A 24,514-nucleotide genomic window follows, 5' to 3' on the forward strand; every position below is an offset into this window, starting at 1 on the left:
CAAAAGGCTCATGCGTGTACTGATTATTGAAGACGAAGAAAAAACCGCCGACTACCTGCACCGCGGCCTGACGGAGCAAGGCTATACCGTCGACGTCGCCCGTGAAGGCGTCGAAGGGTTGCACCTGGCCCTGGAGAACGATTACGCGGTCATCGTGCTCGACGTGATGCTGCCCGGCCTGGATGGCTTTGGCGTATTGCGCGCGCTGCGGGCGCGCAAGCAGACGCCGGTGATCATGCTCACCGCCCGCGAGCGCGTGGAAGACCGTATTCGCGGCCTGCGCGAAGGCGCGGATGATTACCTCGGCAAGCCGTTCTCGTTCCTCGAACTGGTGGCGCGCCTGCAAGCCCTTACCCGTCGCAGTGGCGGGCATGAGCCGGTGCAGGTGACCATCGCCGACCTGTGGATCGACCTGATCAGCCGCAAGGCCAGTCGCAACGGCGTTCGCCTGGACCTGACCGCCAAGGAGTTCTCGCTGCTCAGCGTATTGGCCCGGCGCCAGGGTGAAATCCTGTCCAAGACCTCGATTGCGGAAATGGTCTGGGATATCAATTTCGACAGCGACGCCAATGTGGTGGAAGTGGCGATCAAACGCCTGCGGGCCAAGCTCGACGGGCCGTTCGAACAGAAACTGCTGCACACCATCCGTGGCATGGGTTACGTGCTGGAGAACCGCAGTGTCGGCTAACTCCATCGCCCTGCGCCTGAGCGGCATGTTCACCCTGGTGGCGCTGCTGATCTTCCTGTTGATCGGCGGCGCGCTGTACCAGCAGGTGGACAAAGGCCTGGGCCTGCTGCCCGGGGCCGAGCTGGATGCGCGCTACAGCGTGCTGGAGTCTTCGGTCAATCGCTTCGGTACGCCGGACCATTGGGCGAAGATCACCGCCAAGCTCAAGTTGTTGGGAGAGGAAGACAAGCGCATTCGCTTCTGGGTGGTGAGCAGCGACCCGACCTACGAATACGGCAACCCGGACGCGCAGATTCGCGCCTTTGCCGCCGGCCCGACCGGCAAGCGCGACTTGCGCCTGCCGGGCCATGCCTACCCGTTCAAAGTATTGGTCAGCCAGTTTCCAGCCAAGGAGCAGCGCCCGCCGCTGCGTTTCCTGATCGCGGTCGACACCGAGAACTTCCGCGCCACCCAGCATCAACTGCTGGTGGCGCTGATCGGCCTGGCGTTTGTCGGCGTGCTGCTGGCCTCGCTGCTGGGGTTCTGGGTGGCGCGCATCGGTCTCAAGCCGCTGATCAAGCTGTCGGACGAGGCGCAGAAACTTGCACCGCCGAAACTCTCCGGGCGCCTGCAATTGTCGCCATTGCCGCCGGAGCTGAAGCAGTTCGTCAACTCCTTCAACTCGACCCTCGACCGGGTAGAACAGGCCTATTCGCGCCTGGAGTCATTCAACGCCGATGTGGCCCATGAGCTGCGCTCGCCGCTGACCAACCTGATCGGCCAGACCCAGGTGGCGCTGACCCGTGGGCGTTCGGCCGAGCATTATTTCGAGGTGCTGCAATCGAACCTCGAAGAGCTGGAACGGCTGCGCTCGATCATCAATGACATGCTGTTCCTGGCCAGTGCAGACCAGGGCAGCAAGGCCACCAAGCTGATCACCAGTTCGCTGGCGGATGAAGTGGCGACCACCCTGGATTACCTGGACTTTATCCTCGAGGACGCCCAGGTGCAGGTGCGTGTGACCGGCGATGCCCAGGTGCAGATCGAGAAGGCGCACTTGCGCCGGGCGTTGATCAACCTGTTGAGCAATGCGGTGCAGCATACGGCGCCTGGCCAGGTGATCGAGGTGAAGATCGAAGTGCTGGAGGACCACGTGGCGATCGGGGTGACCAACCCGGGCGATGAGATTGCCAGCGAGCATCTGCCCCGGTTGTTCGAGCGGTTCTATCGGGTGGACGCGTCCCGCAGCAATAGTGGGGCGAATCACGGGTTGGGACTGGCGATCGTCAAGGCGATCGCGTTGATGCACGGCGGAGATGTGTTTGTGCGCAGCGAGGGCGGCGGCAACACCTTTGGCATTACGCTGCCGGTGTAGCGGCCGCCCCCCCTCAGTTACTCAGTCGTACCCCGCCCAAACTGCCACTTAGCTCATAGGCCGCCAGTTCCGCCTGATGCGCGGCCATGATTTCCGGCAGGGAACTGCGCAGGTATTCCACCCACGTCTTGATCTTCGCATCCAGGTATTGGCGCGACGGGTAGATGGCGTACAGGTTGAGCTCCTGGGAGCGGTAGTTGGGCATCACCCGCACCAGGGTGCCGTTGCGCAGCCCTTCAATCGCCGCATACACCGGCAACAGGCCAACGCCCATGCCGCTGGTGATCGCGGTCTTCATCGCATCGGCCGAGTTCACCAGGAACGGTGAGCTGTTGATCGCCACACTTTCCTGGCCTTCCGGGCCATTGAACGACCATTTATCCAGCTGAATCACCGGGCTGACCAGGCGCAGGCACGCGTGGTTGAGCAGGTCGCTGGGCCGTTGCGCGCAGCCGTTGGCCTTGACGTAGGCCGGCGAGGCACAGGCGATGCTGTAAGTTATCCCCAGGCGCTGCGAGACAAACCCCGAATCCGGCAACTCGCTGGCGAGCACGATGGACACGTCGTAACCCTCATCCAGCAGGTCCGGCACGCGGTTGGCCATGGTCAGGTCAAAGGTCACGTCCGGGTGGGTGCGGCGGTAGCGGGCAATCGCATCGATCACGAAGTGCTGGCCGATGCCGGTCATGGTGTGCACCTTCAACTGCCCGGCAGGGCGGGCGTGGGCATCGCTGGCTTCGGCTTCCGCTTCCTCGACATACGCCAGGATCTGCTCGCAACGCAGCAAATAGCGCTTGCCGGCCTCGGTCAGGGCGATGCGGCGGGTGGTGCGGTTGAGCAAACGGGTTTGCAGATGGGCCTCAAGGTTGGAGACCGCGCGCGAGACGTTGGCCGTGGTGGTATCCAGTTGCACGGCGGCGGCGGTGAAGCTGCCGGCTTCGGCCACACAACTGAAGGCGCGCATGTTTTGCAAGGTGTCCATTAAGGTGCTCTCAGGGGAGATGGCAAATTGTGACACGAAGTTGCAGGATCCAGTGATCCCTACGAACGGATTATCGCCTGAACGGTAACAAAGATTCACAAGAATCCCACCTTATCGCCATCCGGCCCGCCCCTTAGAATTGCGCCACCTTCCCCGCAACACCCTCTCAGGAATTCGCAGCAGTGCCGCGTCGCATCAGCAGAGAGCTGAAGACTCTCAGTGTTTGGGCCTTATCGTTAGCAATCAGCGGCTGCATCGGAACCGGAGGAATTGCCCCTCAAGGCCAGTCACTCGTCGCCAATTCATTGGCCACCGACGAGGCGATCAAAAGCGCCGCTCAGGACGCCCACTGGCCCACCGCGCAATGGTGGCAAGCCTACGGCGACCCGCAACTCAACCACTGGATCGACCTCGCCGTGCAAGGCAGCCCGAGCATGGCCATGGCCGCTGCACGTGTGCGTGAAGCCCGGGCCATGGCCGGGATCGCCGAGTCGGCCGAGTCGTTGCAGATCAATGGTGATGCCACGCTCAAGCGCCATAACTGGCCGAGCGACCAATTCTACGGCCCGGGCGCGCTGGACAATTCCACCACCTGGGACAACAACGCGTCCCTGGGGCTGAGTTATGCCCTCGACCTCTGGGGCCGCGAAAGCAACGCCACCGAGCGCGCCGTGGACATGGCCCACATGAGCGCCGCCGAAGCGCGCCAGGCGCAGCTCGAATTGCAGAACAACGTGGTGCGCGCCTATATCCAGCTGTCGTTGCACTTCGCCCAGCGCGATATCGTGGCCGCCACCCTGGCCCAGCAACAACAGATTCTCGACCTTGCGCAAAAGCGTTTGAATGGTGGGATCGGCACCCACTTCGAAGTCAGCCAGGCCGAGACGCCGCTGCCGGAAACCCATCGCCAGCTGGACGCCCTGGATGAACAGATCGCCCTGAGTCGCAACCAGTTGGCCGCGCTGGCGGGCAAAGGGCCGGGGGCGGGCGCGCAGTTGCAGCGGCCCACCCTGTCCCTCGCGGCACCGCTGAAACTGCCGTCGAGCTTGCCCGCCGAACTGCTCGGCCAGCGCCCGGACGTGGTCGCCAGCCGCTGGCAAGTGGCGGCCCAGGCCCGTGGCATTGATGTGGCCCACGCCGGTTTCTACCCCAACGTCGACCTGGTGGGCAGCCTCGGCTACGTCGCCACCGGCGGCGGAATGCTGAGTTTCCTGACCGGCAAGAAACTCAACTACACCGCCGGCCCTGCCATCAGCCTGCCGATCTTCGACGGTGGCCGCCTGCGCTCGCAACTGGGTGAAGCCAGCGCCGGCTACGACATCGCCGTCGCGCACTACAACCAGACCCTGGTCAACGCGCTCAAGGGCATCAGCGACCAGTTGATCCGCCGCGAGTCGATGGACAAGCAGCAAGCCTTCGCCGCCGAATCGGTGGCCTCGGCGCAGAAAACCTATGACATCGCGATGATCGCCTACCAGCGCGGCCTCACCGACTACCTCAACGTGCTGAATGCCCAGAGCCTGTTGTTCCGCCAGCAGCAGGTGCAGCAGCAGGTCCAGGCCGCACGCCTGAGTGCCCACGCCGAACTGGTGACCGCGTTGGGCGGTGGCCTCGGTGCCGGCAGCGATGTACCTCAGGACAGCCAGACTTTACCGAGCAAGACCCCGGCGGCCCTCGCCGTGTTTGATCACTGAGTAGGATGCGATGACTCCCTTGCCTGCACCGCTGCGCTGGTTGCACTCGCTTGAGTGGCGCCGTGGTTTCTTCGATTGGGCACGCAGTGATGGCGTGACCTGGGTCTATATTTTCAAGGTGCTGATCGCGGCCTTCCTGACGCTGTGGCTGGCCATGCGCCTGGAATTGCCGCAACCGCGTACCGCGATGATCACCGTCTTTATCGTGATGCAACCGCAAAGCGGCCAGGTGTTCGCCAAGAGTTTCTACCGCTTCCTGGGCACCCTGGCGGGCTCGGCGGTGATGGTGTTCCTGATCGCGTTGTTTGCGCAGAACACTGAACTGTTCCTCGGTTCGCTGGCGATCTGGGTCGGCATCTGCACTGCTGGCGCGACCCGCAATCGCAACTTTCGCGCCTACGGCTTTGTGCTGGCCGGCTACACCGCGGCGATGGTTGGCTTGCCGGCCCTGGCCCATCCCGACGGCGCGTTTATGGCGGCGGTGTGGCGAGTCCTGGAAATCTCGTTGGGGATTGTCTGCTCCACGCTGGTCAGCGCCGCGATCCTGCCGCAAACCTCCAGCGCTGCGATGCGCAACGCCCTGTACCAGCGCTTCGGTGTGTTCGCGCTGTTCGTCACCGATGGCCTGCGCGGTCGCAGTGAGCGTGAAGGGTTTGAGCGCAGCAACGTGCGCTTTATCGCCGAAGCCGTGGGCCTGGAAGGGCTGCGCAGCATCACCGTGTTCGAAGACCCGCACATGCGTCGGCGCAATGGCCGGCTGACGCGCTTGAACAGCGAGTTCATGGGCATCACCACGCGCTTCAACGCCTTGCACCAATTGCTCGAGCGCCTGCGCAGCCAGGAGGCCGATCACGTGGTGGCTGCGATCAAGCCGGGCCTGCAAGACCTGGCGGAACTGCTCGACGGTTTTTCCGGCCGTGCGCTCACCAGCCCCGATGCGGCGCGCCTGGCCAATCAGTTGAACGCCTACAAGGAAGGCCTGCCCGCCAAGGTGCGCAGCCTGCGCACCCGCTTCCAGGAAAGCGCCCCCAGCGACGCCGAACTGTTGGACTTTCACACCGCCTATGAGCTGCTGTACCGCTTCGTCGACGACTTGCACAACTACGCCCAGACCCACGCCTCCCTGGCGGATCACAGCCACGAGCGCGAACACTGGGACGAACCCTACACCCCCAAAACCAACTGGCTGGCCTGCGCCGCCTCGGGGATTCGCGCCTCGTTTATCCTGATCGTGCTCGGCAGTTACTGGGTGGCCACGGCCTGGCCCAGTGGCGCCACCATGACCCTGATCGCCGCGGCGACGGTGGGTTTGTCGGCCGCCACCCCCAACCCCAAGCGCATGGCCTTTCAAATGGCTTGCGGCACCTTGATCGGGGCGCTGGTGGGCTTTGTCGAAATGTTCTTCGTGTTCCCCTGGATCGACGGTTTCCCGTTGCTGTGCGTGATGCTCGCGCCGGTGATCATCTTCGGTTCGTTCCTGGCTTCGCGCCCGCAGTACGCGGGAGTCGGCGTCGGGTTGCTGATCTTCTTCAGCACTGGCTCGGTGCCGGACAACCTCACGATCTACAACCCCTACACCTTCATCAACGACTACATCGCCATGGTCATCGGCATGCTGGTGTGTGCGGCGGCGGGCGCGATCATCCTGCCGCCCAACAGCCGCTGGTTGTGGCGTCGGCTGGAGCAGGACTTGCGCGAGCAAGTGGTGTTCGCCATCAGCGGCAAACTCAAGGGCCTGGCGTCGGGTTTCGAAAGCCGCACCCGCGACCTGCTGCACCAGGCCTACGGCTTTGCCGCCGGGCAACCCCAGGTGCAACGCAACCTGCTGCGCTGGATGTTCGTGGTGCTGGAAGTCGGCCACGCGATCATCGAGTTGCGCAAGGAACAGGCGATCCTGCCGGTGCACCCGGCGTATGCCGAGTCCCAGCCGTGGCGCCAGGCGATCCGGGTTATGGGCCGTTCGTTGGTGCGGCTGTTCCTGCAACCCAGCGCCAGCAACCTGGAGCGCAGCCTGGTCGCCGTGGACCACGCCATCAGCCGGGTGCAGGCCACCGACGAACCCTTCGCCCCGCACTTCGACACCTCGGCCCTGCGCCGGGTGAAAAGCTACCTGCACTTTATCCGCACCTCATTGCTGGACCCGCAATCACCCCTGGCTGCCCTCAAGCCCGAAGGACCCGCCCATGCCTCGTGAAATCGCCTTCCACGGCGTCTACATGCCCACCATGACCCTGATGTTTCTGATCGCGGCGGGCCTGGCCTGGGCCCTTGACCGGTTCCTGGCCGGCTTTGACCTGTACCGTTTTTTCTGGCACCCGGCGCTGCTGCGCCTGAGCCTGTTCGCTTGCTTGTTCGGCGCCCTGGCGCTGACCGTCTACCGTTGAGAATGCCCCGATGAAAAAGTTTTTCAGCCTGCTCGCGACCTTGCTGGTACTGGCCCTGGCGATCTGGATTGGCCGCACGTTGTGGGTGCACTACATGGAAACTCCCTGGACCCGCGATGGCCGGGTGCGCGCCGACATCATCAACGTCGCCGCCGACGTCACCGGCGAAGTGGTCAACGTTCCGGTGCGTGACAACCAGTTGGTGAAAAAGGGCGACCTGCTGATGCAGATCGACCCCGAGCATTACCAGATTGCGGTCAAGCAGGCGCAATCCCTGGTGGCTTCCCGCAAGGCCACCTGGGAGATGCGCAAGGTCAACGCCCACCGCCGCGCCGACCTCGACGCCCTGGTGATCTCCAAGGAAAACCGCGACGACGCCAGTAACATCGCCGACTCGGCCCTGGCCGACTACCAACATGCCCTGGCCCAGCTTGAAGCGGCGCAACTGAACCTCAAGCGCACCCAGGTGGTGGCGGCGGTCGACGGCTACGTCACCAACCTCAACGTGCACCGTGGCGACTACGCGCGTATTGGCGAGGCGAAGATGGCGGTGGTGGATATGAACTCGTTCTGGGTGTACGGCTTCTTCGAAGAAACCAAGCTGCCCCACGTCAAAGTCGGGGACAAGGCCGACATGCAGTTGATGAGCGGCGAAACCCTCAAGGGGCACGTGGAAAGCATTTCGCGCGGCATCTACGACCGGGACAACCCGGAGAGCCGCGAGTTGATCGCCGATGTGAACCCGACGTTCAACTGGGTGCGCCTGGCCCAGCGGGTGCCGGTGCGGATTCATATCGATGAAGTGCCGGAAGGTGTGCTGTTGGCGGCGGGGATCACCTGCACCGTGATCGTCAACCAAACACAGAACTGAATGTGGGAGCGGGCTTGCTCGCGAAGGCAGTGTGTCAGTCAACGAAAATATCGACTGATCCACCGCATTCGCGAGCAAGCCCGCTCCCACATTTTTACCGTGTCAGGCCTGTAGAAACGTCTCGTGCAAATGGCGCCACAGCAGGGCGCCACTGGCCTGTTTTTCAAACACCACGGTCGATCGCCGATCGGTTTGGGCACCGCTGCCATCCACCTGCTGTTCGCGATAACTTACCGTCGCGCCACGGGCATGTCGGTCAATCCCGGCAAACTCGCTGAGGCTGATCTTGAACCCGGGCCGCTTGCCGCCAGCCTGGCTGAACAGCTGGTTGAGCAGTGCAAAATCCAGTTGTTTGCCCGCCGGGGTGATCATGGAAAAGTCCGGCGAAAAACGCCTCAGCAAAACCTCCAGTGTTCCCTCGGGGGCTGTGCCGGCAAACCATTGCTCGATCTCGACATGGGCCTGGATCACTTCATCAAAAAAATCGCGGTAGTCAATCATCGTGTGGGCTCGCTGGCAGGGTGAAGCAGTGTCCGTACCTTGGACGCATCCAGGCACAGTACGGCAAATAACGGAAACAGGGTCAACGCCGCGGCAATCGCGAAGGTGACGGTGAACGAGTCCAGCGCAGCCAGCACCCCACTGAGCACGGCGGCACCGAGGCAAAAACTCAATTGCCGATTGATGTTCCACAAGGCGCTGGCATGCCCCATGCGCTCGGCCGGAATGTCGAGAAAGGCCAGGGTTTGCGCGGTGCTGCTGCACAGGCTGCCACCCAGGCCCATCAGGAGGTAGGCGAGCACCACGACAACCGGGTGCGGCTCGATCAGCAACAGGATGCCGAGGGCTTGCAGCAGCATGCCCGCCAGCAGCAGCGGCCTCGGCCCGCAGCGATTGAACAGTTTTTTGCTCAAGGCAATCGCCAGCCCCGAGGCCAGCGCCCACGGCAGCATCAGCGCGCCGATGTGGCTGGCGGTAAAGCCGAGGCCGTGCAGATAAAGAATCGCCACCAGGCTGGTGCCGATAAACACCCCCGGGATGAACAGGTAAACCAGCATCGCGACCCGCAGCATCGGGCGGCGAGCCTGGCCCAATACGTGACCGAGCTCCAGCGCCGGGCGTGTGGACGCGGGCGTGTCTGCCACCAGCCAGCGCAAGGTCAACATCAAGGTGATCAGCGCCAGCGGCAGGTTGGCGAAAAAGATCCAGCGCCACGACACGCTGTCCACCACCAGGCCGCCCAATGCTGGCGACAACGCCGGAATCAGCAGCGCCACCAGCATGACCCTGGCTGTCAGTTGGCTGCGTTCTGCCGGCGGAAAATGCCGATAGGCCAAGGCTTGCCCCACCGGAATCAACAAGCCGCCACCCAAGCCCTGCAACAGGCGCCAGCCGATCAGCGCTTCAATCGAGGCGGCCTGGCCCACCAGCACCGAGGCTACGCCGAACAGCAGCAGGCTGATGGCAATCAACCGGCGCTCACCCAGCAGCGCCGCCAGCCAAACACTCAGGGGAATGACGACGGTCAGGCCGAGCATGTAGGCGTTGCCGATCCATGCCAGTTGCGTGACCGAGGCGTGCAACTCGCGGGCGATGTCCGGGTAAGCGATGGTGGCGACAAACATGTTCACCAGGTCGAGGGCGAAGCCCAGTAGAAAGATCCAGGTGACTTTCGAGCGGTAGGTCATTGCGCAGTTCCTGCTGTGGATGGCGGCAGGGTAGGTGGGTGCGGGCACTTGGGAAACAGCGGTTTGACTGTTAGTTTGTCAAAAATATTTTGACAAAGGAGGGCGTGGCTAATGGTCAGCCTGGATCGTTTCGACACCTTCAAGGCCGTGGTCGAGGCCGGTTCGTTGACGGCAGCCGCTGATGTCCTCGGGCAGACGCGAGCAGTGGTGAGCTTCAACCTCAAGCGCCTGGAAGCCGAGCTGGGCGTGACCCTGCTGACCCGCAGTACTCGGCAACTGGCACTGACCGATGCGGGCGAACGCTTTTACCTGCGCTGCACGCGCATGCTGGAAGAAGCGCGCCTGGCGGTGGAAGAGGCCCGTTCGGAGCACAGCCAGCTCAAGGGCACATTGCGGATCACCACCACCGTCGAATACGGATTGGCGGTGGTGGTGCCGGCAGTGGAAACCTTTCGCGGCCTGCACCCGGAATTGAACATCCAGTTATCCACCTCCTCCAGCCACGCCGACCTGATCTCCGAGCGCTTCGATGTGGCTATTCGATTGGGGCGGATGCTCGACTCCAATCATCGGGCGGTGCAGCTGTCGAGCTACGAAATCCTCGCCGTGGCTGCACCGGGGTTTGCCGGGGTCGCCACGCTGGAAGAACTGGAGCAACTGCCCAAGCTGGGGCACGGGCGGCTGACGGAGTTGACGGTGCTCGACCCGGCCGGCCATGAGCACCTGTACCGTCCAGGCCCCGGCAAGGCTTCACTGGTTGCCGACAGTGCCGCCATTCTCCAGGCGTTTGCCATGCGCGGGCATGGCGTGGCGATCCTGCCCCTGTGGCTGGTGCAGGAAGACCTGGATGCGGGGCGTTTGGTGCGGTTGCTGCCGGGGTATCGATTTGCGCCGCAGGGGGTGTACGCGTTGTACCCGGATACCCGGCATTTGCCCCTGAAAGTGCGGGCCTTCATTGATTTCATGAAAGGCTGATCAGCCGAGAAACCGTGTGGCGAGGGAGCTTGCTCCCGCTGGGGGGCGAAGCACCCCTGAAAAGGTCAGCGCATTCTTTCAGGAAACTTGGGCGGATGGTTTTGGGGCTGCTGCGCAGCCCAGCGGGAGCAAGCTCCCTCGCCACGGGGAGGCGGGGACTCTTAGAGCTGGCCGCTCAGGCCAAAGCGTTTTTTCAAGACAGTCTCCAGCAAGCCCTTGGGCAGCAACGCCGCCATCAATGGCAGTGCCCGGCAACCATTACCCGAGCGCAACAGGCGCGGCGGCGTGCCCTGTTGCACGGCCTTGAGCACGTCCACGGCAAAATCGCGAGCGGGCGTAGGCCGATCCTGGGAGGCCTTGGCCCGGGCGCGGATGCTTTCGCGCAGTGGCCACCAGGGCGACTTTTCATTGATCAACAGTTCGGCCTGGGTGCCGGCGTTTTTTGCAAAACTTGTATCGATGGCGCCTGGCTGCACTTCCATCACCCGCACGCCGAACGGTGCGAGCTCCATGCGCAACGCATCACTCAAGGCATGCACTGCGGCTTTCGAGGCGCAATACGCACCGGCGAACGGTGTGACCAACACGCCGGACACGCTGCCGATATTCACCACCAACCCTTTACGGCGACGCAGGGCCGGGAACAGCGCCTGAGTCACGCCCACCACTGAGAATACGTTGGTCTCGAATTGCTGCTGCATCGCCTGGGTGCCGCCGTCGAGCAACGGACCCATGGCGCCATAGCCGGCGTTGTTGATCAGCACATCCAGCTCGCCGACCTGCCCGGCCAACTGCGCCAGTGCAGCGCTGTCGTTGACGTCCAGTTGCACCGCGTTAAAGCCGGCGCTGGCGAGTGCCGCCACATCCTCGCTGCGCCGGGCGCTGGCCCACACGTCAAAGCCGGCTTGCTTGAAGGCGTCCGCCAGGGCACGGCCAATGCCACTGGAGCACCCGGTGATCAGTACGTTGGGCATGGATCAGTCCTTTGTCGTTATCAGTCAGAGAAGCTGCCTTGCAAATGCTCGGCACGAAATTCCAGGGTTTGCGGGCGGTAGCCGGGGCGCAGCGGCGGCACTGGCAGGCAGTCTTCCCAGGTGGCGCCGGCCTGCAGTTCGCCGGGGCCGCGATAGCGCGGGGCAGCGTACACGTTGTCTGCCAGGTTGACCGTATCGCCCGGCGCATACGCGGCGATGCGCCAACGCAGTTCGGTCAGCGGTACGTTGTTGCCGTTGTTCAAGGTGAGCTTGAGCGGGCGGTCTGCGGGGCATTCTTTCGGCGCGTAGACGGTACGCAGTTCCAGGCGTGCCAATTGCTGGGCCTCGCGGTTGTCCAGCCACACCACCCATACCGCCACCAGGCCCAGGCCGACGGCGGCCGCGAGGGAAACCGGCAACGCCCTGGCGGGGTAGCGCAGCAAGAGGATCAGCCAGGTGATAATCAGCAAGACACCAAAGAACATGGCAACAACCTCGAAAACGGAACGGGCATCCTAACCAAGCGTAGGTGGAGTTGACCATCTTCGGGTTCCCCGGCCCCAAAGAAAAAGCCCCCGGCCCACCGGCTGCGGATAGGGGACGCAGTCGGTGGGGCGGGGGCTTGTTGTGCTGCTCTGTTTACTGCGCGATGGTTTTCACCGACACGCCACGCTCGATTGGCGTGGATCGACCGTAGATATCTTCAAAGCGCTCGATATCGTCTTCACCCAGGTAGCTGCCGGACTGCACCTCGATAATCTCCAGTGGAATCTTGCCCGGGTTACGCAAACGGTGCACCGAGGCAATCGGGATGTAGGTAGACTGGTTTTCGGTGAGCAGGAACACGTTCTCGTCACAGGTGACTTCGGCGGTGCCGCTGACCACGATCCAGTGTTCGGCGCGGTGGTGGTGCATCTGCAACGACAGGCACGCGCCCGGTTTCACCGAGATGTGCTTGACCTGGAAGCGCCCGCCCATATCCACCGAGTCGTACGAGCCCCATGGACGGTACACCTCGCAGTGGTTCTGGGTTTCGCTGCGGCCCTGCTCGTTGAGGGTGTTGACCATCTGCTTGACGCCCTGGACCTTGTCCTTGTGGGCAATCATCATCGCGTCCTTGGTTTCCACCACCACGATGTTTTCCAGGCCGATCACCGACACCAGCTTGCCGTTGCCGTGGATCATGCAGTTCTTGCTGTCCTGGATCACCACGTCGCCCTTGCTGACGTTACCGTTGGCGTCTTTTTCATTCACGTCCCACAGCGATGCCCAGCAACCCACGTCGCTCCAGCCGGCAGTCAACGGCACCACGCAGGCCAGTTGGGTTTTTTCCATCACGGCGTAGTCGATGGAATTGTCCGGGCAGCAGGCGAAGGTGGATTCGTCGATGTCGATGGTGTCGGCGGTTTGGTTGCTGCGTTCCAGGGTCAGCAGGCAGGTGTCGTAGATGTCCGGGTCGTGTTTTTTCAGCTCTTCGAGGAAGCGGCTGGCACGGAACAGGAACATGCCGCTGTTCCAGAAATAACCACCGCTCTTGACGAATTCGGCGGCGCGTTTTTCATCGGGTTTTTCCACGAACTGTTGCACGCGGCTGACGCCTTCGGGCAGCAGCGAATCGTTGGTCGACTTGATATAGCCGTAGCCGGTCTCCGGACGGGTGGCCGGCACACCGAACAGCACCATTTCGCCACGCTCAGCCGCCACAGTGGCCAGGGCCAGGGCGCGTTGCAGGGCTTTCTGGTCATCCAGCACGTGGTCGGCGGGCAGCACCAGCATCAGTTCGTCGCGGCCTTCGTTGACCAGCATCATCGCCGTCAGGGCCACGGCCGGCGCGGTATTGCGGCCGAACGGCTCCATCAGGATGCGCTGGGTTTCCAGTTTGCGGGCAGCCAGTTGCTCGTTGACGATAAAGCGGTGGTCCTTGTTGCACACCACGATGGGCGCGTCCATGCCGTCGAACACCAGGCGCTCCAGGGTTTGCTGGAACAAGGTGTGCTCGCCGGTCAGGGCCAGGAACTGCTTGGGAAACTGTTTACGCGAAAGCGGCCAAAGACGTGAGCCGCTACCACCGGAAAGGATTACTGGGATCATGGTGTTTCTCCTTGAATCAAATTTGGTTAGAGCCTGTGGGAGCCGGGCTTGCCCGCGATGGCATCACCTCGGTGTACCTGATACACCGAGTTGTCCGCATCGCAGGCAAGCCAGCTCCCACAGGGGGCAGCGTCAATCTGAAAATCTAATCAGCGGGTCGACACAGGGCGTTTCACCCACACTGGCGACAGGTTGGCGCCGGTGCCGGTGACGTACAGCACTGCGGCCTCACCGCGTTCCAGAGCTACCGGCTTCACGTCGCCGACTTTTTTATCGCCTTCATACAGCGCCAGGCTGACCTTCACCGGGTTGATCTCGCGCTCGCCACGGCCCTTGGCGGCCACGGCCTGGACCACGTCGGTCTTGCCATCGGCGGTTTTCAGGGTCAGCGACTTGTCACTGAGGTTCTGCACGCGCACCAGGGATTTCTGCTTGTTCTTGAACGGCGGTTCTTCGATCAGTTGCGGTTGGCCGCTGCCGCTGCTGACCAGGGTGTAGTAGTGGTCGGCGGCGAGCTTGACCGGCAGGGTCTGGCTGCCGACCTTGGCGCTGTAGTCACCGCCCGGCATGAAGCTGAAGTCACTGCTGGCCAGCGGTGCAACCTCGTTGAGGTTGGTGCTGCCGACGGTGGCGCTGACTTCCTGGTTGCTGGCGTTGTACACCCGCACAAAGCTCGAGCCTTTTGGCGCGACGGGACCGTAGAGGGCGGCGTCGCCACCGGCGAAGGCGGACATCGAAACAACGCTCATGCCGGCGACGAGGGCAAAAGTTTTTGCGAGGTTAGTAGTGAAAGTCATGTGAGTTACCTCTCTTTCAGTTTTGCGCCCGGTCGGGCGTCTCGGAGTTCATGTTTTTAACGGTGGGGGTGTTGATAGCCATGTTCTGTTGGCGCATACCGGCTTGTTTGAGCTGCGCAACCCACTGCGGGTCGGCATCGCCGATTTCGTTGTTCACAGGCAGATAACGCTCGGGAAACTCCCAGATCAGCACCTGTGGCGGGCTGTTCTTGAAGTCGTCGCTTTTCAGGTAGCTGAGCATCGGCAGGATCGGGCCGTGGCCGTCTTCGGAGTAGTTGATGACGTCGCTGCCCAGGGCTTGCTTCAGCGCGCCGACAAAGTTCCAGTTCGGGTTGGCGCTGTAACTGGTGCCCACCAGGGCCACCGGGGTTTCACTGTCGGTGAACAGCGCATCGTCGCCTTTGGTTTCAGCCAGGTGCGTCACGCGTTTTTGCAGTGGCTCCTTGGGCGGCATCAGGTTTTCGAACAGCGGGTCCAGTGGCAGGAACAGGCGCAGGTCGCCCTTGTGTGGCTCGGTCTTCTCGGCTTCGGTGACAAAGCGTTGAGGCTCGCCGCTCAGGGGCGTTTTGTTGGCAATTGTCTTGGCCAATTCTTTGGCCGCCACTTCAGCGCCGTCCGGGGTCCAGTGGGTGTCGGTGCGCAGGAACACTTGTTGGCCGTGCAGCTTGGCCTGTTGCAGCGGACCCATCAGGTCGGGGGCGACGATCTTGTCGGCGGCCATGCGGGCATGGAAGTCTTGGTACAGACCGGCGCGGATGCTCGCCGGCTGCACTTCACCCAGGTGTTCCGGGTACAGCCGCACCTTGGCTGGCACGATCGCCATCACCAGTTGGATACCCTGGGCCTTGAGCTTCTGGCGCACGCCTTCCACCAAGGCGTAGTTGCCTTGCAGGTTCTGGTCTTCGTTGACGATGGGGTTGAATTCCTCGTCGCTGTACAACCAGTGGTCGCGGCCAATCACCACGCCAGGGCGGCCTTCGTTGAACAGCTTGTAGTCCAGCGCTGCCCAGAGGTTGGTGCCCAGGCGCTTGATCGGGAACTGGTCGTCGTAGTGGGTCTCGACGGCCTTGGTCCAGCGGCCGTTGAGCACGGTGGCGTCGGCGTTGGTGGTGAAGCCCAGGAAACTGCGCATCGACCAGGCGCCCAACGCCAGCAGCACGGCGAGGAACAAGGCGATGTAGAGGACGCGTAATGAACGGGTCATGGTCGGCTCCCTCAGAACTGGAAGTAAAGGAACGGCGAGAAGCTCTGCGCCGAAAGTTTGAGAATCGACGCCACGAACAGCAGCAGTACTGCGGCGCGCATGGCGTAGCGTGGCCAGGTGGCGCTCCAGTAGGCCGATTGCACGGTGGCCTCGGTGCCCACGGTGTAGCCGGGCTCATGGATGCTGCCCGGGTTGTCGCCCGGTACGGCCTTGATCAAGCCCGGTTGCGCAGTCGCCGGGCCATCGGCCTGGGTGTTCACCGCAGGCTTGGTTTTTTCCGGTGGGCGGTTGCTGTAGAAGTCCCGCAGGCCGAAGAACGCCAGGGTTGCGTACGCCACCACCAGGGTTGCCACTTGCAGGCCGGTGAGGCTGGCGCGGTTGAGTTCCGACAGCGACCACTCGCCGAAGCTGAACATCGCGCCGTACATACGGCCGGCGACGTGCAGGTTTTCCGAGCGGAAGATCACCCAGCCCATCACCACCAGCAGGAAGGTGAAGGCCCAGCGCACAACGTTGAAACTGCGCGGTGCGGTGTTGAGGCCGATGGCTTTTTCAATCGCCAGCCACATGCCGTGCCAGGCGCCCCACACGATGTAGGTGATGTTCGCACCGTGCCACAGGCCACCGAGGAGCATGGTCAGGAACAGGTTGCGGTAGGTGGTCAGCGTGCCTTTACGGTTGCCGCCCAGGGTGATGTACAGGTAGTCACGCAGCCAGGTGGACAGGCTGATATGCCAGCGCCGCCAGAACTCGGTGATCGACTGGCTGATGTACGGCTGCTTGAAGTTTTCCATGAAGCGAAAACCCATCATCAAGCCCAGGCCGATGGCCATGTCGCTGTAGCCGGAGAAGTCGAAGTACAGCTGCGCGGTGTACGCCAGTGCGCCGAGCCAGGCGTCACCCGTCGTAGGGTTTTGCAGGGCGAAGCAATGATCGGCGACCACCGCCAGGGTGTCGGCGATAAACACCTTCTTGATGAAACCCTGCATGAACCGCGTGCAGCCCTCGGAGAATTTATCGAGGGTGTGGGTGCGGTTGTTGAACTGGTCGGCCAGGTCGCGAAAACGCAACACCGGGCCGGCAATCAGATGCGGGAAGATCGCCACGAACGCCGCAAAGTCGATCAGGTTGCGGGTGGCCGGGGTGTCGCCGCGGTACACGTCGATGATGTAGCTGATGGACTCGAAGATGTAGAACGAGATCCCGATCGGCAACAGCACGTGGGTCAGGATGAAAGGCTCAAGGCCGGCCGACTTCATCATCAGGTTGATGCTGTCGACACCGAAGTTGGCGTACTTGAAGTAGCCGAGGATGCACAGATCGACCGCCACGCCCAGCAGCAGCCAGCGCTGGGCCGGCTTGGTGCGCACGCCTGCCGCACCGACCTTGAGGCCGATCCAGTAGTTCCACAGCGTCACGGCGGCGAACAGCGCCAGGAAGTCCACTCGCCACCAGGCGTAGAACACATAACTGGCAACCAGCAGCAGCAGATTGCGATAGCGTTGCCCGCTCAGGTAGTACAAGCCGAGGAAGATCGGCAAGAACAGGAACAGGAACACATTGGACGAGAAAACCATCCCGATCTCTCCATGTTTAACCAACAGTCAAGGGCCAACGGCCCCCCCAAACCCCCCACCGAAATGAGAGGGCTATGTGATCGTTCCCACGCTCTGCGTGGGAATGCCTCACTGGACGCTCTGCGTCCGCTTTTGGGACGCGGAGCGTCCCTGGCTGCATTCCCACGCGGAGCGTGGGAACGATCAGCGACTAGCTGCCTTTGTTGCCTTTCTCATGCGCCGGGTCGTAGACCTTGGTCAGGTCACCCCCCAGGCGGAACGTCTTGAACGGCTGCATCCCGTGCTTGCGCTCGATCACATCCGGGGCGCAGGTGTAGAGGGTGCAGAAGGGCTCAAGCCAGGCAAATTTCATGTCTTCCTTGAGGTCCTTCATGTCCTGTTCCTTGCCGTTCTTCTGCTCGAAAATCTCCGGGTCTTTCACCCCGGCCAGCACCTTGTCACCCAGGCGTTTCAACGCGCCGTTGTTTTCCTGGCGCAGGTCCACACCGTTCACCAGGGCAAAACTGGCGATCATCGCCAGCGGCGGCAGGGCGTAGTTGTGGTACGACAGGGCCCGTTGCTGACGCTTCAATTCGTTGGGCAGGAAGCCTTGGGCATCCACCTGGTTGGCGCCGACCTTGTATTCCTTCACGGCCCAGTCAAACAGGTCGCGGCGGTTCACGGCGACGGAGGTCGCCATCACCGACCAGGCAGCCCAGTAGGAGTGGTTGTTGGTTTTATCCAGCGGCAGGTTGTCCCAGTCGCTCACCACCTGGTCGGCCATTTTGCTGAACCAGGCTTCGATCAACTGCGACTCCTGCTGGTGGTTGGCCAGCGGATGAGAGTCGGAGAACTTCAGGCGCACATAGGCCGACGCCATGCTGCCCAGTGCCCATTTGCGCATGGACTTGCCGGTGTGGTTGAAGTCCTTGGACATCAATGCATCGGCCTTGGCCCAGCTCGTGAGCCAGTTCAGCGTGCATTCCAACTGCTCCGGACGGCCGTCGCGCATGAATTGCATCACGCGCTTGCTGGTGTCTTTTTCCAGCTTGGTGATGTCGGCGGTGCTGTCGCGAAAGGCTTTTTCGGACTGCACATTCAGGGTGGAACGAGCCTTGTCCGAACCTTCGTACTTGCTGCGAAATTGCAGCGAGCCGGTGTACGGCGCCGGCATGGCGTCGCAGTCATTCTTGAAGTCGCCGGTCTTGAATGCTTCCACCGGGGCGAAATAACCCTGGGGCGGACGCAGTGGTGCGGCGGCGTTGACTTGGCCGGCAAACATTGCCAGGCCCAGCAGCGTTGGAATCAATAACTTCTGCATAAGTAACCTCATTGCCCCGTTGAAGCAGTCTGTTGACCACCGGCGGGGAATACGTTGCGTGTGCAAATTTTCGCTTCGACTTTCTGCGCGGCCTGGCCCGCTTCAGGGCCCTGCACTTCCACGGCCAGCAGGTTTTGCGTGGCCCAGTCTTCATCGGTGCGCAGTTCAAAGGCGAAACGCCCGTCTGTATCGGATGTTTCGGGTTTCTCGATCTTGATGTCCTCGTGGCGCCCGTTCATGTACCAGAGGGTGGCTTGCAGGGTTTTCACCGATGGGTCGGCGAAGCGGATGTCGACCTGGTGACTGCTGTTGCGCAGGTCTTTGTTCGAACTGTTCACCAGCAATTCGTTCTTGCCGGGTTTCAGCGTGGTGCTGGCGCTCATCTGGGCGGTCTTGCCTTCACAGCCGTTGTCCAGCAGCGACATCATCTGGCGGTAGATGGTCTCCTGGTCCAGGCGATACAGCGGCGAGAATTCCCAGATCAGGATCTTCGGCGGGGTCTTCTGGAATTCTTCGCTGCCCAGGTACTGGATCATCGAGCCTTCCAGGCCACCACCGGGGAAGGCGACGTTAAGGATGTCGGCACCGATTTCCTGTTCCAGGAAGCCGGCGAAATTGTAGTTCTTGCCACTGTGGCTGGTACCCACGAGGGTGATCTGCGGGTTGCCGGAATCACCGAACAGGTCGCCGTCTGCCGCTTCGCCCTTGGGCTCGGTGGTGAACTGGTCCATGTACTGGATCGCGTAGCTGGTGCCGCACAGTTGCCCGGCCATGTTATGCAGGGTGCCGGTCTTGCCCATGCGCCCGGACCGTTTGGTCTCGAATTCGCGCTGGGGGATGCCGGCAAATTCAGGCATCGCCCGCACTTTCGCGCCGACGATTTTGGCGGTGCGCTGGGCGCCGTATGGCGTCCAGTGTTGGTCGCCGCGGAAGTAGAAATCGTGGGCCGGCAATTCATCCGGCAGTTGCTCGTTGGTCAGCGGCGACAGGTCCGGTACGACGTAGCCCATCTTGGCGAAGCGCCCGAGCATGGTCTTGTAATTGCCCAGGGCCTTGTCGAAATCGAACCTGGCTTTCTCTTCAGGGTTGAGCTTGTTGCGGTTCACCAAGCCACGGGTCGGCTGGTAGACCACCACCAGTTCCACGCCCTTGCTCTTGAACGCATCGTGCAGCTGCTGCATGCGTTTGTAGCCGGCGGGGCTGGTGTCGAATTCGGTGCGCAGGTCTTCCTGGGTCCGGAACAGCCAGTCGCCCTGGGCTTGCACCAGGGTGGTGAAGTTCTGCTGGTAGCGGGTGGTGTAGTTCTTCGCGTCGTGGGCGGCCGGGCACAGGCTGCAGCACGGTTCGGCGGTGAAGGTTGGCGCCTTGATTTCGTCGGCGCGCACGCCCTGGCTGGCCGCGAGCAGGCCGAGGGTCAAACCCGAAAGGCTGAGCAGTTTGATCATGTGTGGGTGCATAAAGGTCATCCTCAGTCCTGCATTTCGGTCTGGCGTTCGACAGGGTCGATCAGCACGGCTTTCTTCTGGCGTACCAGCAAGTCGAGGATCTCTTCCTGGCGATCGCCAAGAACGCCCGAGAAGCTGATGCCACTGGATTTGGTCGGCGCAAGCATCGATACGCGGTACAGCTCGATGCTCAACGGCGAGTCGATGGACAGCGGCCCGCTGCCGTTGGCGGCCAGCTCACCGCCCACCACAATCAGCGAGACCTTGGTGTCGAACGGGTCGAGGGCGATGTCGCGGTCGGTGTCGGTCAAATCCTTGATGTGGCCGTACACGCCGGTCAGCCCGTTGGCCATGGCAACGTTCTCGTACAGGCGAATGTTCACGCTGTTACGCACGCGGATGCCATGGCGACGGTTGCTGATCACCTTGTTGCCCCACAGCAGGTTATCGCCGCTCTCATAGAGGGTGATGCCGTCGGTGTGGTTGCGGTAGATCTCGTTGTCGGCGATCAGGTTGTTGACGCTGTTACGGTCGATCACCAGGCCCGAGAGCTTGTTGTCGAAGCTGCGGTTGTTGAAGATGAAGCTGTCGTTCACTTCCCGGGAAATGATGATGCCGTGCTTCTTCTTCGTGCCGTAGACGGTGTTGTCGGTGATGATCAGGCCGTGTGAACGGTCGTGGGGGTCAATGCCGTAGACGATGTTGTCCTTGTAGGTATTGCCCTTGAGCACAAAGCCGGTGGTTTCGTAGCAGTAGAAGCCGTACCACATGTCCGAGAACTCGGAGTCGACGATCCAGCCCGTCGGCTCGGGGCGCTTGAGCACCTTGGCCATGTTCGGCGTGTACTGGGAAATACTCACGCCATACGACTTACTGTTGGCGTAGCCGAAACTGGCCATCTTGCTGTTGGCGATGTAGGTCTCGGTGCCGCCCCAGGCCAGCAGGAACGGGCGGAATTCCTTGGGCGACTGGAAGGTCGCCGGGCCGTTGGTCTTCTCGCGCCAGCCGGTGATTCTGGTGTCACGTACGAACAGCTGGCCGTCGTTGATCAGGAACGAACCGGCTTCCTGGGACAGGCGCAGCTCTTGAGTCTGCTTGTCGATTTCGAGGATGCCTTTACGGCCCACCACGATCGGCAACTTGGCCAGGAACACCCCCGGCGAGGTTTCGCTGAAGTACTGCTTGGGCACTTTCTTCAGCAGGTCCTTGAGGTTCATGTAGCCGTCGTCGACAAAGATCGCCTGGGGAATGCCGTGCTGGCGCACTACCCATTCGGCCATCTTGTTGTCGCCGCCGATGAAGTCCTTCAGGGCGTCTTCCTGCATCATCCGGCGGATGCTGATTTTGCCTGGCTTGGTACGCACGATCTTTTTCGCGATATTGGCCGCGGTGTAGCCGGACACGTCCGGCAGCGCAGGCTTGGCCATCTCCAGCGGCTCGGTCGGCGGGCTGGAGATGGTGTAGGTCTTGGCCTGTTGCAGCTCTTTGGCGATGGTCGGCGCTTTGTCGGCGAAGGCCGAGGCGCTGGCCAGCAGCATGGCCGCGACGAGCAGGCTTTGAGACTTCATTGCGCAGGCTCCCATCAGAACTTCCAGATCACGTCGACAAAGGCGCGATGCATGTACGAGTCGACCTGGCTGCCATAGGCGTCGCCCGGCTTGAACACGCCTGCACGGAAGCGCACCAGGGCCGACGGCTCGTCGATCGACTGGCTGAGCCCGGCCGGCAGCAGGCCTTTCTTGAAGTACTTGGTGACCACCAGGTCCATCTCCTGGCCGAGATCTTTCTTGCCGTCTTCAAGCGGCAGGGACGTGCTGGACAGGATCGCGCCGGTCACGTCATCGGTGTTGTTCTGCACGGCATCGATGCCGTTGCTGCCCACCGGCTTGTTGCCGTCGACGCGCCAGAACTTGTGGTACACAAGGCTTGCGTCATAGTCCTCGCGCAGCTGCCACGAACCGAACAGGCTCATGGACTGCATGTTGTTCATCTCGCCGCGAAACGCTTCGCCGAAGCGGTGGACGCGGGACTGGGTACCGGTCCAGTTTGAACGGTTGCTTTGCAGGCCGTTCTGCTCGTATTCGGCACTGGCGCGGGAGTAGGCGGCGCCCACTTGCCACTGCGGGTCGAGGCGCAGGCGTACACCCAAATCGGTGGCCCAGCCATTCACGTCATCGCTGCGCTTGGCGTTGGCCGGGCGGGTGCCGTCGGCGTTCAAGGCGTTGACCGTGTCGCGGTCGCCCTGCATGCCGGTGACGCTCGCCCAGTAGTTGACGGTGTTGGTGTTGCGCCAGTTGTAGGCGTCGCTGTTGGCTTCGATGCCGAGCCAGGTCAGGTCGCCGTTCTCGCGCTTGTCCAGCGAGTCGGTGGCCACGCCCGGTTCCGGGTAGTCGAGCTTGCCGTCATCATGGGTGTGGTGCGCGCGCAGGCCGATCCACTGGCCTGGCGTCCACTGGTAGGCGGCGTCGGCGTACAGGTGCTGACGGTCCTTGTCCTTGGGCGACAGTTCCTTGAGGTCGGTGCGGTATTCGCTGAAGCGCTCGGCGACGCCGACATTGGCCTTGAGCAAGGTGGTGTCGAAGGTCCAGTTCAGCGCTTCGATATTGGTGTCGCGCCATTGGCCGTCGTCATTGCGCAGGCGTTGGCGACCGAGCTTGAGGATCTCGCCGGGGTAGGGCGTGAAGCCGCCATAGGCGACCCAGAACTCGCGCATCGCCAGGTAGTTCTTCTTGCTCTTGCGGTCGTCATTGCTGGTCTGTTGAGTGGCGTCATCCGAGGACTGTTGCAGGGTGTCGGTCTCGATGATGTCGCTGGAGGTCACGGCCTGGCCCATGGCGTAGGCGCTCCAGTTGCCGCCTTCACCGTAGATCCACGGGCGCAGGTCAAGGCCGATGCCGTTGACGTCGCCGCCTTTCTGGGTGCCCAGGTCGCGGTCATCTTCGGACTGGCCGGTGACTTTGACTTCCAGGCCGAAGTTCTTGGCTTCGGTCAGCGCCGCCAGGGTCGGGCACGACCACAGCAGGGCGAAGGTCAGGCCGATGCCGGCCTTGACGAATGGGTTGAGCTTCATAGGGATTCCTCGCCGTCTTCTTCTTGCAGGGCGTGCAATTGCAGCGTGCTTTGGGCCAGGGTGCCGCGCACGGCCAGCTCCTGTTGCACCAGGCGTTGGCCTTCGGCGCGTTGTTCCGGGGTCAGCGGCGCTTCGAGCTGGGTCGCCAGGTCGTTGGCTTCCGGCGTGTCCTGGGCCTTGGCCAACTGGCTGAAGACATAGGCGTTAAGCGGGTCGGGCTTGGTGCCCTTGCCTTGGGAAAACAGCTGGGCAATCGCGAAGTCGGCGCTGTTCTGGCCGTTGCGCGCAGCGGTCAACAGATGGTCCAGGGCCTTTTGCGAATAGACCTTGCCCAGGTAGCCACGGCGGTAGATCTGGCCGAGGTAGTAGTCGGCGGCGACTTCGCGGCCGACGGCTTTCTGGAAGTGTTCTTCGGCGGCCTTGGCGTCAGCCGGGACCCACTTGCCTTCGTAGTAGAGCTTGCCCAGCAACAGTTCGGCGCGGGGCTGGTCGGCGGCGCGGCCGTTGTCGAGGTACTTCATCATCTGGTCGACGTCGCCCAGTTCCGGGAAGTCGTAGAGCAGTTGCGCCAGGCTGACCCAGGAGGCCGGGTAGCCGGGGGCGATTTTTTCCAGCAGGGCCTGGGCGGTTTTTTCGTCGGTCTTGCCCAGGCTTGCATCACCCAGTACACGAGCCACGCTGTCGACTCGCTGGGCGGTGACGGTGCCGCGGCTGTAGCCGGCTTCCATCTGCTTGAGCAGTTCGGCCTGTTTTTCCGGCTCGGCTTTTTTCTGGTAGACCGTGGCCAGCTCGACGTAGCAGATATCGGTGGTGTTCAGCGCCGCCTTGCAGATGCTTTCCACTTCATCCAGGTGCTGGTCGTAGGTGTCCTGGGTGCGATACAGCAGCACCTGGGCGAGACCGGCTTCCGGGTAACCCGAGGCGCGCCATTTGCTGATCTGCTGCTGGGCGTTGATGTTCGGGAAACTGTGCGGGTATTGCAGGTAGAGCATTGCCAGCGGAATCAGGGTGTTGCCTTCGCCATTGGCAAAGGCTTTTTTCAGCAGGCCTTCGGCTTCATGGTGTTCGGCTTCGGTCGCGCCGGGCTTGGCCACCAGCAGGCGGCCCAGGCGTGCCTGGGCACGGGGCGAGGTATCGGCGGCCGCGCGGTACGTCGCTTCGGCCTGCTTGATTTGCTCGGGGTCGCGGGTGCCGACCTGGATATCCGCCAGGCCCACTTGGGCCTCGCTGTAGCCCAAATCCGCGAGCTGCTGGTAGTTCTGCTGGGCAGTGACGGTGTCGCCACGTTTCAGCGCTTCATTGGCCAGGCGTTGGTCGGGCAGGCCGGCGCAACCGGCGAGGCTGACCGCAACAGCCAGCAACGCCACAGTTCCCATGTGGGAGCGGGCTTGCTCGCGAAGGGGCCCTGTCAGTTGATGCA

The 24,514-nt window shown here is 62.4% G+C and carries 21 protein-coding genes; 7 read left to right on the forward strand and 14 right to left on the reverse strand.

The genetic code is table 11. From position 1 onward, the window contains the following. The first annotated feature begins 10 nt into the window (after positions 1 to 10). Both HX817_RS11710 and HX817_RS11715 read left to right on the forward strand, forming a co-directional pair. Complete coding sequence (locus HX817_RS11710) at positions 11 to 688, forward strand: heavy metal response regulator transcription factor (protein WP_003216255.1); 678 nt, start codon at positions 11 to 13, stop codon at positions 686 to 688. After that, the gene (locus HX817_RS11715; protein ID WP_003216256.1) at positions 678 to 2,042 is read left to right on the forward strand and encodes a heavy metal sensor histidine kinase; all 1,365 of its coding nucleotides are present in this window, start codon (positions 678 to 680) and stop codon (positions 2,040 to 2,042) included. Before HX817_RS11710 ends, HX817_RS11715 begins: the two co-directional genes overlap by 11 nt. A gap of 13 nt (positions 2,043 to 2,055) precedes the next feature. Here HX817_RS11715 and HX817_RS11720 read toward each other — a convergent pair whose 3' ends face one another. Further along, positions 2,056 to 3,024, reverse strand: a complete 969-nt coding sequence (locus HX817_RS11720; protein ID WP_003216257.1) for a LysR family transcriptional regulator — start codon at positions 3,022 to 3,024, stop codon at positions 2,056 to 2,058. A gap of 182 nt (positions 3,025 to 3,206) precedes the next feature. On the opposite strand from HX817_RS11720, the gene HX817_RS11725 reads away from it, so the two are divergent. The 4 genes from HX817_RS11725 to HX817_RS11740 are packed head-to-tail and all read left to right on the forward strand — an operon-like array spanning position 3,207 to position 7,973. Beyond that, positions 3,207 to 4,718 carry an efflux transporter outer membrane subunit gene (locus HX817_RS11725; protein WP_032899258.1) on the forward strand — a complete coding sequence of 504 codons (1,512 nt, stop codon included), beginning with the start codon at positions 3,207 to 3,209 and terminating at the stop codon, positions 4,716 to 4,718. 10 nt (positions 4,719 to 4,728) lie between these two features. Then, positions 4,729 to 6,912, forward strand: a complete 2,184-nt coding sequence (locus HX817_RS11730) for an FUSC family protein (RefSeq protein WP_003216260.1) — start codon at positions 4,729 to 4,731, stop codon at positions 6,910 to 6,912. Further along, entirely contained in the window at positions 6,902 to 7,102 is a 201-nt protein-coding gene (locus tag HX817_RS11735) for a DUF1656 domain-containing protein (protein WP_003216262.1), read from the forward strand. Before HX817_RS11730 ends, HX817_RS11735 begins: the two co-directional genes overlap by 11 nt. Positions 7,103 to 7,112: 10 nt before the next feature. Beyond that, a complete protein-coding gene (locus tag HX817_RS11740; protein ID WP_087692839.1) occupies positions 7,113 to 7,973 on the forward strand; it encodes an HlyD family secretion protein in 861 nt (286 codons plus the stop codon). 102 nt (positions 7,974 to 8,075) lie between these two features. On the opposite strand, the gene HX817_RS11745 is transcribed toward HX817_RS11740, so the two are convergent. Both HX817_RS11745 and HX817_RS11750 read right to left on the reverse strand, forming a co-directional pair. Further along, positions 8,076 to 8,474, reverse strand: a complete 399-nt coding sequence (locus HX817_RS11745) for a hypothetical protein (RefSeq protein ID WP_003216266.1) — start codon at positions 8,472 to 8,474, stop codon at positions 8,076 to 8,078. Further along, entirely contained in the window at positions 8,471 to 9,661 is a 1,191-nt protein-coding gene (locus HX817_RS11750) for an MFS transporter (protein ID WP_177040272.1), read from the reverse strand. The genes HX817_RS11745 and HX817_RS11750 overlap by 4 nt, the downstream gene beginning before the upstream one ends. A 111-nt stretch (positions 9,662 to 9,772) precedes the next feature. Here HX817_RS11750 and HX817_RS11755 point away from each other — a divergent pair, with 111 nt between their 5' ends. Further along, positions 9,773 to 10,636 carry a LysR family transcriptional regulator gene (locus HX817_RS11755; protein ID WP_177040273.1) on the forward strand — a complete coding sequence of 288 codons (864 nt, stop codon included), beginning with the start codon at positions 9,773 to 9,775 and terminating at the stop codon, positions 10,634 to 10,636. 161 nt (positions 10,637 to 10,797) lie between these two features. Here HX817_RS11755 and HX817_RS11760 read toward each other — a convergent pair whose 3' ends face one another. The 11 genes from HX817_RS11760 to algK form a co-directional block, all read right to left on the reverse strand. After that, positions 10,798 to 11,610 carry an SDR family oxidoreductase gene (locus HX817_RS11760; RefSeq protein WP_177040274.1) on the reverse strand — a complete coding sequence of 271 codons (813 nt, stop codon included), beginning with the start codon at positions 11,608 to 11,610 and terminating at the stop codon, positions 10,798 to 10,800. 20 nt (positions 11,611 to 11,630) lie between these two features. Next, the gene (locus tag HX817_RS11765) at positions 11,631 to 12,095 is read right to left on the reverse strand and encodes a hypothetical protein (RefSeq protein WP_003216273.1); all 465 of its coding nucleotides are present in this window, start codon (positions 12,093 to 12,095) and stop codon (positions 11,631 to 11,633) included. A 154-nt stretch (positions 12,096 to 12,249) separates the two neighbouring features. Beyond that, on the reverse strand, positions 12,250 to 13,701 hold the full coding sequence (locus HX817_RS11770) for a mannose-1-phosphate guanylyltransferase/mannose-6-phosphate isomerase (RefSeq protein WP_003216275.1): 1,452 nt from the start codon (positions 13,699 to 13,701) through the stop codon (positions 12,250 to 12,252). Between the two features lie 149 nt (positions 13,702 to 13,850). Continuing rightward, entirely contained in the window at positions 13,851 to 14,498 is a 648-nt protein-coding gene (locus HX817_RS11775) for an alginate O-acetyltransferase AlgF (protein WP_008434181.1), read from the reverse strand. A gap of 16 nt (positions 14,499 to 14,514) precedes the next feature. Beyond that, positions 14,515 to 15,702, reverse strand: a complete 1,188-nt coding sequence (locus HX817_RS11780; RefSeq protein ID WP_177040275.1) for an alginate O-acetyltransferase — start codon at positions 15,700 to 15,702, stop codon at positions 14,515 to 14,517. An 11-nt stretch (positions 15,703 to 15,713) separates the two neighbouring features. Then, the gene (locus tag HX817_RS11785) at positions 15,714 to 17,279 is read right to left on the reverse strand and encodes an MBOAT family protein (RefSeq protein WP_177040276.1); all 1,566 of its coding nucleotides are present in this window, start codon (positions 17,277 to 17,279) and stop codon (positions 15,714 to 15,716) included. 190 nt (positions 17,280 to 17,469) lie between these two features. Further along, on the reverse strand, positions 17,470 to 18,579 hold the full coding sequence (locus tag HX817_RS11790) for a mannuronate-specific alginate lyase (RefSeq protein WP_008434173.1): 1,110 nt from the start codon (positions 18,577 to 18,579) through the stop codon (positions 17,470 to 17,472). An 8-nt stretch (positions 18,580 to 18,587) separates the two neighbouring features. Further along, positions 18,588 to 20,036: an alginate O-acetyltransferase gene (locus tag HX817_RS11795; protein ID WP_076014451.1), complete on the reverse strand. Its 1,449-nt coding sequence runs from the start codon at positions 20,034 to 20,036 to the stop codon at positions 18,588 to 18,590. 11 nt (positions 20,037 to 20,047) lie between these two features. Beyond that, complete coding sequence (gene algG / locus HX817_RS11800; RefSeq protein WP_177040277.1) at positions 20,048 to 21,607, reverse strand: mannuronan 5-epimerase AlgG; 1,560 nt, start codon at positions 21,605 to 21,607, stop codon at positions 20,048 to 20,050. After that, positions 21,607 to 23,094, reverse strand: a complete 1,488-nt coding sequence (locus HX817_RS11805; protein WP_177040278.1) for an alginate export family protein — start codon at positions 23,092 to 23,094, stop codon at positions 21,607 to 21,609. The genes algG and HX817_RS11805 overlap by 1 nt, the downstream gene beginning before the upstream one ends. Continuing rightward, positions 23,091 to 24,470: an alginate biosynthesis TPR repeat lipoprotein AlgK gene (algK, locus tag HX817_RS11810; RefSeq protein ID WP_218167325.1), complete on the reverse strand. Its 1,380-nt coding sequence runs from the start codon at positions 24,468 to 24,470 to the stop codon at positions 23,091 to 23,093. Before algK ends, HX817_RS11805 begins: the two co-directional genes overlap by 4 nt. Between the last annotated feature and the right edge of the window lie 44 nt (positions 24,471 to 24,514).

Origin of the sequence: Pseudomonas sp. C6002, assembly GCF_013385805.1 — a bacterium.
Taxonomy (GTDB): domain Bacteria; phylum Pseudomonadota; class Gammaproteobacteria; order Pseudomonadales; family Pseudomonadaceae; genus Aquipseudomonas.

Coding starts and splice junctions, on each gene's coding strand:
- HX817_RS11710 (WP_003216255.1), top strand. CDS start 11: ATGCGTGTACTGATTATTGAAGACGAAGAAAAAACCGCCGACTACCTG.
- HX817_RS11720 (WP_003216257.1), bottom strand. CDS start 3,024: ATGGACACCTTGCAAAACATGCGCGCCTTCAGTTGTGTGGCCGAAGCC.
- HX817_RS11730 (WP_003216260.1), top strand. CDS start 4,729: ATGACTCCCTTGCCTGCACCGCTGCGCTGGTTGCACTCGCTTGAGTGG.
- HX817_RS11735 (WP_003216262.1), top strand. CDS start 6,902: ATGCCTCGTGAAATCGCCTTCCACGGCGTCTACATGCCCACCATGACC.
- HX817_RS11740 (WP_087692839.1), top strand. CDS start 7,113: ATGAAAAAGTTTTTCAGCCTGCTCGCGACCTTGCTGGTACTGGCCCTG.
- HX817_RS11745 (WP_003216266.1), bottom strand. CDS start 8,474: ATGATTGACTACCGCGATTTTTTTGATGAAGTGATCCAGGCCCATGTC.
- HX817_RS11750 (WP_177040272.1), bottom strand. CDS start 9,661: ATGACCTACCGCTCGAAAGTCACCTGGATCTTTCTACTGGGCTTCGCC.
- HX817_RS11755 (WP_177040273.1), top strand. CDS start 9,773: ATGGTCAGCCTGGATCGTTTCGACACCTTCAAGGCCGTGGTCGAGGCC.
- HX817_RS11760 (WP_177040274.1), bottom strand. CDS start 11,610: ATGCCCAACGTACTGATCACCGGGTGCTCCAGTGGCATTGGCCGTGCC.
- HX817_RS11765 (WP_003216273.1), bottom strand. CDS start 12,095: ATGTTCTTTGGTGTCTTGCTGATTATCACCTGGCTGATCCTCTTGCTG.
- HX817_RS11770 (WP_003216275.1), bottom strand. CDS start 13,701: ATGATCCCAGTAATCCTTTCCGGTGGTAGCGGCTCACGTCTTTGGCCG.
- HX817_RS11775 (WP_008434181.1), bottom strand. CDS start 14,498: ATGACTTTCACTACTAACCTCGCAAAAACTTTTGCCCTCGTCGCCGGC.
- HX817_RS11780 (WP_177040275.1), bottom strand. CDS start 15,702: ATGACCCGTTCATTACGCGTCCTCTACATCGCCTTGTTCCTCGCCGTG.
- HX817_RS11785 (WP_177040276.1), bottom strand. CDS start 17,279: ATGGTTTTCTCGTCCAATGTGTTCCTGTTCCTGTTCTTGCCGATCTTC.
- HX817_RS11790 (WP_008434173.1), bottom strand. CDS start 18,579: ATGCAGAAGTTATTGATTCCAACGCTGCTGGGCCTGGCAATGTTTGCC.
- HX817_RS11795 (WP_076014451.1), bottom strand. CDS start 20,036: ATGCACCCACACATGATCAAACTGCTCAGCCTTTCGGGTTTGACCCTC.
- algG (WP_177040277.1), bottom strand. CDS start 21,607: ATGGGAGCCTGCGCAATGAAGTCTCAAAGCCTGCTCGTCGCGGCCATG.
- HX817_RS11805 (WP_177040278.1), bottom strand. CDS start 23,094: ATGAAGCTCAACCCATTCGTCAAGGCCGGCATCGGCCTGACCTTCGCC.
- algK (WP_218167325.1), bottom strand. CDS start 24,470: ATGGGAACTGTGGCGTTGCTGGCTGTTGCGGTCAGCCTCGCCGGTTGC.